Here is a 7,937-nt window from a genome sequence, read left to right as displayed (position 1 = left end):
CGCCCACCACCGCGAGGTGTTCCAGCGCGGCGGCATGTGGCTCACCGCCGGCGAGTGGGGCGGCCCCAAGGACGGGGAGACCGTCGAGAAGCGGCAGATCCGCTACCGCACGGTCGGCGACATGTCCTGCACCGGCGCGGTGGACTCCGAGGCCGACACCCTCGAGAAGGTCATCGCCGAGATCGCCGCCTCCCGGCTCACCGAGCGCGGCGCCACACGTGCCGACGACAGGCTCTCCGAGGCCGCGATGGAAGACCGCAAGCGCGAGGGGTACTTCTAGACATGACGGTTGACACGCTGCGGTTCGCCACCGCCGGTTCGGTCGACGACGGCAAGTCCACCCTCGTCGGGCGGCTGCTGCACGACTCCAAGTCGGTCCTCGCCGACCAGCTGGAGGCCGTGGCGACCGCCTCCCGCAACCGGGGCGGGAACGCCCCCGACCTGGCCCTCCTCACCGACGGTCTGCGGGCCGAGCGCGAGCAGGGCATCACCATCGACGTGGCGTACCGCTACTTCGCCACGCCCCGCCGCCGGTTCATCCTCGCCGACACCCCCGGCCATGTGCAGTACACCCGCAACATGGTGACGGGTGCCTCCACCGCCGAGCTGGCGATCATCCTGGTCGACGCCCGCAACGGCGTCGTCGAGCAGACCCGCCGGCACGCGGCGATCGCGGCGCTGCTGCGGGTCCCGCACGTCGTCCTCGCCGTCAACAAGATGGACCTCGTGGGCTACGAGCAGGACGTCTTCGAGCGCATCGTCGAGGAGTTCGCGGGCGACGCCGCCGAGCTGGGTCTGCCCGGCTTCACCCCGGTCCCGGTCTCGGCGCTCGCCGGCGACAACGTGGTCGAGCGGTCGGCACGGACGGACTGGTACCCGGGTCCGGCGCTGCTGGAGTTCCTGGAGAGCGTGCCCGTCGGTGCCGGCCCGGCCGACGCGCCCGCCCGCTTCCCCGTCCAGTACGTCATCCGGCACGGCGATGTCCGTCACTACGCGGGCCAGTTGGTGTCGGGGTCGCTGCGGGTCGGCGACCGGGTGACGATCTCCCCGTCCGGCGAGACCGCCGAGATCGCGGCCATCGACGCCCTGGGCGAGGACGTGGAGGCGGCGTACGCGCCGCAGTCGGTCGGGGTGCGGCTGACGGACCAGCGGGACGTCTCGCGCGGCGACATGATCACGGCGGGGGCGGACGCCCCGACGCTCACCCGGGACGTGCGGGCGGCCGTGTGCCATCTGGCCGACCGTCCGCTGCGGGTGGGTGACCGGGTGCTGCTGAAGCACACCACCAGGACCGTCAAGGCGATCGTGCGCGACCTCGGCGGTGCGGACGCGCTGTCGGTGAACGACCTCGGCCGGATCACGCTGCGCACCGCCGAGCCGCTCGCGCTGGACGACTACCGGGTCTCGCGCCGCACCGGCGCGTTCATCCTGATCGACCCGGCGGACGGGGCGACGCTCACCGCCGGCATGGCCGACGTCAACTCGTGAGGGTCAGACGCGGTTTGGGGGCGTCCGTACGCCCCGTGCGCGGGGGCCGGCTGCCCGCCCGGTAGGGGGCGGGCCAGCCGGCACCCGGGCCGGCGTAGCCCTGCTCGGCCGCCGCGTGCAGGGTCCAGTTCGGATCGTGGAGATGGGGCCGGCCGAGGGCGCAGAGGTCCGTACGGCCCGCCAGGATCAGCGAGTTGACGTCGTCCCAGGAGGAGATCGCGCCGACGGCGATCACCGGGACGCCGGCCTCGTGGCGGATGCGGTCCGCGAACGGCGTCTGGTACGACCGTCCGAACTCCGGTGTCTCGTCGGCGACGACCTGCCCGGTGGACACGTCGATCGCGTCGGCGCCGTGCGCGGCGAAGGCGCGGGCGATCTCGACGGCGTCCTCGGCCGAGGTCCCGCCGTCGGCCCAGTCGGTGGCGGAGATCCGCACGGTCATCGGGCGTTCCGCCGGCCACGTCGCGCGTACGGCGTCGAAGACCTCCAGGGGGAAGCGGAGCCGTTTCGCGAGCGAGCCGCCGTAGGCGTCCGTCCGCCGGTTGGTCAGCGGGGAGAGGAAGCCGGACAGCAGGTAGCCGTGGGCGCAGTGCAGTTCGAGCAGATCGAAGCCGGCCCGGCCGGCCCGCCAGGCCGCGGCGGCGAACTGCTCGCGCAGATCGGTGAGCTGGGCGCGCGACAGCTGGCGCGGGGTCTGGCTGCCGGGCTTGTACGGCAGCGGGGAGGCGGCGACGAGCGGCCAGTTGCCCTCGGGCAGCGGCTCGTCCATGCCCTCCCACATCACCTTCGTCGATCCCTTGCGCCCGCTGTGGCCGAGCTGCACGCCGATCGCGGTGCCCGGTGCCCGGGTGTGCACGAAGTCGGTGATGCGGCGCCAGGCGTCGGTCTGGCGGGCGGTGTAGAGGCCGGTGCAGCCGGGGGTGATGCGTCCCTCGGGGGACACGCACACCATCTCGGTCATGACCAGCGCGGCCCCGCCGAGGGCGCGGGCGCCCAGGTGGACCAGGTGGAAGTCGCCGGGGACTCCGTCGGTGGCCGAGTACATGTCCATCGGGGAGACGACGACCCGGTTGCGCAGGGTCAGGCCGCGCAGCCGGAACGGGGTGAACATCGGGGGTGTGCCGGGCGGGCAGCCGAACTCCCGTTCCACCGCCTCGGTGAAGTGCGCGTCGCGCAGGCGCAGGTTGTCGTGGGTGACGCGGCGGCTGCGGGTGAGCAGGTTGAAGGCGAACCGGCGGGGCCGCTGGCCGACGTAGAGACCGAGGTTCTCGAACCACTCCAGGCTGGCCCGGGCGGCCCGCTGGGTGGAGGCGACCACGGGTTTGCGCTCCTCCTCGTAGGCGCGCAACGCCGCCGGCAGACCGGGCTGTTCCTCCAGGCAGGCGGCCAGGGCGAGGGCGTCCTCGACCGCGAGCTTGGTGCCGGAGCCGATGGAGAAGTGCGCGGTGTGGGCGGCATCGCCCAGGAGCACGACGTTGCCGTGCGACCAGCGCTCGTTGACGACCGTGCGGAAGGTGGTCCACACGGAGTTGTTCGACCTCAGGGGGCGTCCGCCGAGCGCGTCCGAGAAGATCTTGGCGCAGCGCTCGACGGATGCGCGCGGGTCGGGGTCGTCGAAGCCGGCCGCCTTCCACACCTCCTCGCGCATCTCGACGATGACGGTGGAGGCGCCGCACGGGTCCTGCGGCCCGGAGGGCCTCGTCGAGGGGTGGTGGCCGGAAGACGGGCGGGCGTACGGGTAGCCGTGCAGTTGCATGACGCCGTGCTCGGTCTCGGCGATCTCGAAGCGGAAGGCGTCGAAGGCGAAGTCGGCGGCGAGCCAGATGTAGCGGCAGCGGTGGGACGTCAGACGCGGGCGGAAGGCGTCGGCGTAGGCGTCGCGGGTCGTGCTGTGCACCCCGTCGGCGGCGACGACCAGGTCGTACGTCCCGGAGAGCCGCGCGGGGCAGGGCGCCTCGGTGCGGAAGCGCAGGTCGACGCCGAGGGTGCGGCAGCGGTCGTGGAGGATCTGCAGGAGGCGCTTCCTGCCGAGGGCGGCGAAGCCGTGGCCGCCGGCGGTGTGGCGGATGCCCCGGTGGCCGATGTCGATGTCGTTCCAGCGGACGAAGTGCTGTTGGAGGGCCTCGTGGACGACAGGGTCGGCGTGTTCTATGCCGCCCAGTGTCTCGTCGGAGAGGACCACTCCGAAGCCGAAGGTGTCGTCGGGGGCGTTGCGTTCCCAGAGGGTGATCTCGCGGGCCGGGTCCAGGCGTTTCAGCAACGCCGCCGCGTAGAGGCCTCCGGGGCCGCCGCCGATGATCGCGACGCGCAGGGGGCGGGCGGGGGTGTGGGGCGGCTGCGGGTGCTCCGGGAGCGGTCGGGCCCCGCCGCGGGGCCGTGCGCCTGCTCCGCCCCGCGCCGCCGTGTCCGGCGTCCCCGTGGCCGGCCTCATCGGCCCTGCCACTTGGGAGGGCGCTTCTCCTTGAACGCCGCGTGGAACTCGGCGTAGTCCTCGCCGTTCATCAGCAGCGCCTGGGTCGAGGCGTCCAGTTCCACCGACGCCGCCAGGGGCATGTCCAGCTCGGCCGTGAGCAGGGCCTTCGTCTGGGCGTACGCCAGCGCCGGGCCGTCGGCGAGGCGGCGGGCGAGCCTCTGGGCGGCCTCGTCCGCACTGCCGTCCTCGGCGAGTTCGCTGATCAGACCGATCCGCTCGGCCTCGGGGGCGCGCACGGGTTCGCCGAGCATGAGCAGCCGGGTCGCGTGGCCGAGGCCGACGACCCGGGGCAGGAGGTAGGCGGCGCCCATGTCGCCGCCGGACAGGCCGACGCGGGTGAAGAGGAAGGCGAAGCGGGCGGTGGGGTCGGCGACCCGGAAGTCCGCGGCGAGGGCGAGGACCGCACCGGCGCCCGCGGCGACGCCGTGCACGGCCGCGATCACCGGGAACGGGCACTCCCGTACGGCGCGTACGACCTGGCCGGTCATCCGGTTGAAGTCGAGGAGCTGGGCGGTGTCCAGGGCGAGGGTGGCGCCGATGATCTCGTCGACGTCGCCGCCGGAGCAGAAGCCGCGCCCCTCCCCGGCCAGGACCAGGGCGCGCACCGACCGCTCCCGGGACAGTTCGGCGAGCAGGTCGCGCAGGTCGGCGTAGGCGCCGAAGGTGAGGGCGTTGAGTTTCGCGGGGCGGGTGAGCGTGACGGTGGCGACCCCGTCGGTGTGCTCGACACGGAGGTGTTCCCAGCGGGCGGTGCGCGCGGCGGATCCGGTGAAGGGACTCATCAGGGCGGCCTCCTCGACGGTCACCCTCGAAGTTATCACTCTTGCGTGACTGTCGTCACGATGGCGCGACATACGGCCGCGGGGCAGGGCCGCTGACAGTGTCACCGGTCGTCGATAACGCCGTAACAACGGGATCCGGGGAGCGAGACGAGCCGTTGTCCGGGGTAAGTCACCCGGCAGCGGGGCCGCAGGCCCCGTACGGCGCCCGACAAGCGCACCCGCCGGGGGCCCCGTACCATTCCTGAAGTTGAAAGCAGGACCGCCTGATGTCGATCACGGGACCCTGCGCCATGAACGGACTCGCCTTGCAAGATCGCCCCGCCGACTCGGCCGCCTCCTGGCGGATCGCACTGCCGCACTCCGCCGCGGCCGTGCCGGTGGCCCGTGCACTGGTCCGTACGGCGCTGACCGAGCTGGAGCACGGAGCGGACAGCGACACGGCGGAACTGCTGACGGCCGAGCTGGTCGCGAACGCGGTGGAGCACACCGCCGCCGGGGACGCCCCGATAGAGCTGGTGGTGGAGCTGCGGCCGACCGGCTGCCAGGTCGAGGTGCACGACCACGACCCGATGCCGCCGGGCGACCTCACCCGGCCGCACGGCGGGGAGCCCGACCCCTGGCAGGAACACGGGCGCGGTCTGCTGCTGATCCGCGCCCTGAGCTCGTCCTGCGGGCACCGCCCCACCGACAAGGGCAAGGCGGTGTGGTTCCGGCTGGCCGTGGTCCCGCCCCAGTGGCGGCCGCGTCCGGAGTGACCCGGGCCGGCCGGGGACTCAGCCGAGGGTGGCGACCAGGACCGCCTTGATCGTGTGCAGTCGGTTCTCCGCCTCGTCGAAGACGACCGAGTGGGCCGACTCGAAGACCTCGTCCGTCACTTCCAGGGACTCCAGGCCGTGGGCCTCGTGGATCTCGCGGCCCACCTTGGTGCCGAGGTCGTGGAAGGCCGGCAGGCAGTGCAGGAACTTGACGTCCGGGTTGCCGGTGGCGCGCAGGACGTCCATGGTCACCGCGTAGGGGCCGAGGGCGGCGATCCGCTCGTCCCAGACCTCCTTGGGCTCCCCCATGGAGACCCAGACGTCGGTGGCGACGAAGTCGGCGCCGAGGACGCCCTCGGCCAGGGACTCGGTGAGCGTGATCCGGGCGCCGCTGGTCCCGGCGAGTTCGCGGGCGCGGTCGACGATCTCCTGGGCGGGCCAGTAGGTCTTCGGGGCGACGATCCGCACGTCCATGCCGAGCAGGGCGCCGGTGACCAGGTAGGAGTTGCCCATGTTGAAGCGGGCGTCGCCGAGGTAGGCGAAGGAGACGTCCGTCAGGGGCTTGCCGGTGTGCTCGGTCATCGTCAGCACGTCGGCGAGCATCTGGGTGGGGTGCCAGTCGTCGGTGAGACCGTTGTAGACGGGCACACCGGCGTGGGCGGCCAGCTCCTCCACCTTCTGCTGGCTGTCGCCGCGGTACTCGATGCCGTCGTACATCCGGCCCAGCACGCGCGCGGTGTCCTTCACCGACTCCTTGTGGCCGATCTGCGAGCCCGACGGGTCGAGGTAGGTGGTGGAGGCGCCCTGGTCGGCGGCGGCGACCTCGAACGCGCAGCGGGTGCGCGTCGAGGTCTTCTCGAAGATCAGCGCGATGTTCCTGCCCCGCAGGTACTGGGTCTCCGTCCCGGCCTTCTTGGCCGCCTTCAGTTCGGCGGCCAGCTCGATCAGACCGCGGAACTCCTCCCCGGTGAAGTCCAGCTCCTTGAGGAAGTGGCGGCCGGCGAGGGCGGTCGGGACTGTCGCCATGGGGCGCTCCAAGAGATGCGTGCAGAGGTGCAGTGACAGGGACCCTTGGAAGTCTATACGACACTCAGCATTTCTATACAGACACCTGTGCGAGTCAGACGGCCTCCCGCTCGACCGGACAGCTCATGCAGCGCGGCCCGCCCCTCCCCCGGCCCAGCTCGCTGCCCGGGATCTCGATCACCTCGATGCCCTGCTTGCGCAGATGGGTGTTGGTGGTGGCGTTGCGCTCGTAGGCGATGACGACACCCGGTTCGACGGCCAGGACGTTGCAGCCGTCGTCCCACTGCTCGCGTTCCGCCGCGTGCACGTCCTGGGTGGCGGTGAGCACCCGGACCTCGCTGAGGCCGAGGGCGGCGGCGATCGCTCGGTGCATGTGCTCCGGCGGATGGTCGGTGACCTTCAGCTCCTTCTCCGCGGCGCCCGGCTCGATGGTGTACGAGCGGAGCATGCCGAGGCCGGCGTACTGGGTGAAGGTGTCGCCGTCGACCATCGTCATGACGGTGTCGAGATGCATGAAGGCGCGTCGCTTCGGCATGTCCAGGGCCACGATGGTGCGCGCCGACCCCGCCGCGAAGAGCTTGTGCGCGAGCAGTTCCACGGCCTGCGGGGTGGTCCGCTCGCTCATGCCGATCAGGACGGCGCCGTTGCCGATGACGAGGACGTCGCCGCCCTCGATGGTGGACGGGTAGTCGGCCTGCCCCTCGGACCAGACGTGGAACGCTTCCCCGCGGAACAGGGGGTGGTGCCGGTAGATCGCCTCGAAGTGCACGGTCTCGCGCTGCCGCGCGGGCCAGCGCATGGCGTTGACGGCGACGCCGTCGTAGATCCAGGCAGAGGTGTCACGGGTGAAGAGGTGGTTGGGCAGGGGGGCGAGGAGGAAGTCGTCGAGTTCCATGACATGGAAGCGCACGGAGGTCGGCTCGGGGTGCGCCTCCAGGAACTCCCGCTTGGTCATGCCGCCGACGAGACTCTCGGCCAGCTCGGCCGCGGAGAGGTCCTCGAAGGCGGCCCGGAGGTGGTCGGTGGCCAGCACCCCGTACTCCTTCTCGTCGAAGACGCGGTCCAGGACGAGCGCGCGGGCCGCCGGGATCTCCAGGGCCTCGACGAGCAGGTCGCCGAAGAGATGGACCTCGACGCCGCGGTCGCGCAGGACGTCGGCGAACCCGTCGTGCTCGGCGCGCGCCCGGCGCACCCACAGCACGTCGTCGAAGAGGAGCGCGTCCTTGTTGCTGGGGGTGAGCCTTTTGAGCTCGAGATCCGGCCGGTGCAGGATGACGCGGCGCAGCCGCCCGGCCTCGGAGTCGACATGGAATCCCATGCCTCCATCCTGACCACCGGGACCCGTCTTCACCCTCCGCGAGACCGTTTCGCGTCCCCTTGTTTTCGTCCCCTTGACGACAACCGGCTCCTTGA

The 7,937-nt window shown here is 72.0% G+C and carries 6 protein-coding genes and 1 pseudogene; 3 read left to right on the top strand and 4 right to left on the bottom strand.

Annotated elements, in window-relative coordinates; translation table 11 throughout:
- Together ACFY2L_RS34860 and ACFY2L_RS34855 are read left to right on the top strand one after the other, a co-directional pair.
- A pseudogene (locus ACFY2L_RS34860) lies at window positions 1–280 on the top strand (sulfate adenylyltransferase small subunit); the annotation flags it as partial.
- A 2-nt stretch (window positions 281–282) separates the two neighbouring features.
- Entirely contained in the window at window positions 283–1,488 is a 1,206-nt protein-coding gene (locus ACFY2L_RS34855; RefSeq protein WP_390824332.1) for a sulfate adenylyltransferase subunit 1, read from the top strand.
- On the opposite strand, the gene ACFY2L_RS34850 is transcribed toward ACFY2L_RS34855, so the two are convergent.
- Window positions 1,478–3,919 carry a bifunctional salicylyl-CoA 5-hydroxylase/oxidoreductase gene (locus ACFY2L_RS34850; RefSeq protein WP_390824337.1) on the bottom strand — a complete coding sequence of 814 codons (2,442 nt, stop codon included), beginning with the start codon at window positions 3,917–3,919 and terminating at the stop codon, window positions 1,478–1,480. The two genes, ACFY2L_RS34855 and ACFY2L_RS34850, sit on opposite strands and share 11 nt — an antisense overlap.
- The gene (locus tag ACFY2L_RS34845; RefSeq protein WP_390824336.1) at window positions 3,916–4,743 is read right to left on the bottom strand and encodes an enoyl-CoA hydratase family protein; all 828 of its coding nucleotides are present in this window, start codon (window positions 4,741–4,743) and stop codon (window positions 3,916–3,918) included. The genes ACFY2L_RS34850 and ACFY2L_RS34845 overlap by 4 nt, the downstream gene beginning before the upstream one ends.
- Window positions 4,744–5,033: 290 nt before the next feature.
- Between ACFY2L_RS34845 and ACFY2L_RS34840 the strand changes: the two genes are divergently transcribed.
- On the top strand, window positions 5,034–5,498 hold the full coding sequence (locus ACFY2L_RS34840) for an ATP-binding protein (RefSeq protein ID WP_390661962.1): 465 nt from the start codon (window positions 5,034–5,036) through the stop codon (window positions 5,496–5,498).
- An 18-nt stretch (window positions 5,499–5,516) separates the two neighbouring features.
- Here the strand turns inward: ACFY2L_RS34840 and argF are convergent, their stop codons facing one another.
- Together argF and ACFY2L_RS34830 are read right to left on the bottom strand one after the other, a co-directional pair.
- Window positions 5,517–6,524, bottom strand: coding sequence for an ornithine carbamoyltransferase (gene argF, locus ACFY2L_RS34835; protein WP_390824331.1), 1,008 nt, complete (start codon window positions 6,522–6,524; stop codon window positions 5,517–5,519).
- A gap of 94 nt (window positions 6,525–6,618) precedes the next feature.
- Window positions 6,619–7,842, bottom strand: a complete 1,224-nt coding sequence (locus ACFY2L_RS34830; protein WP_390824330.1) for an arginine deiminase — start codon at window positions 7,840–7,842, stop codon at window positions 6,619–6,621.
- Between the last annotated feature and the right edge of the window lie 95 nt (window positions 7,843–7,937).

Source organism: Streptomyces sp. NPDC001381 (assembly GCF_042895685.1).
GTDB lineage: Bacteria > Actinomycetota > Actinomycetes > Streptomycetales > Streptomycetaceae > Streptomyces.
The sequence above is the reverse complement of the archived record's forward strand: the minus strand, read 5'-3'. Positions and strand labels throughout refer to the sequence as shown.

Bases quoted from the DNA above. Each gene is read 5' to 3' on its own strand.
- ACFY2L_RS34855 (WP_390824332.1), top strand. From the start codon at position 283: ATGACGGTTGACACGCTGCGGTTCGCCACCGCCGGTTCGGTCGACGAC.
- ACFY2L_RS34850 (WP_390824337.1), bottom strand. From the start codon at position 3,919: ATGAGGCCGGCCACGGGGACGCCGGACACGGCGGCGCGGGGCGGAGCA.
- ACFY2L_RS34845 (WP_390824336.1), bottom strand. From the start codon at position 4,743: ATGAGTCCCTTCACCGGATCCGCCGCGCGCACCGCCCGCTGGGAACAC.
- ACFY2L_RS34840 (WP_390661962.1), top strand. From the start codon at position 5,034: ATGAACGGACTCGCCTTGCAAGATCGCCCCGCCGACTCGGCCGCCTCC.
- argF (WP_390824331.1), bottom strand. From the start codon at position 6,524: ATGGCGACAGTCCCGACCGCCCTCGCCGGCCGCCACTTCCTCAAGGAG.
- ACFY2L_RS34830 (WP_390824330.1), bottom strand. From the start codon at position 7,842: ATGGGATTCCATGTCGACTCCGAGGCCGGGCGGCTGCGCCGCGTCATC.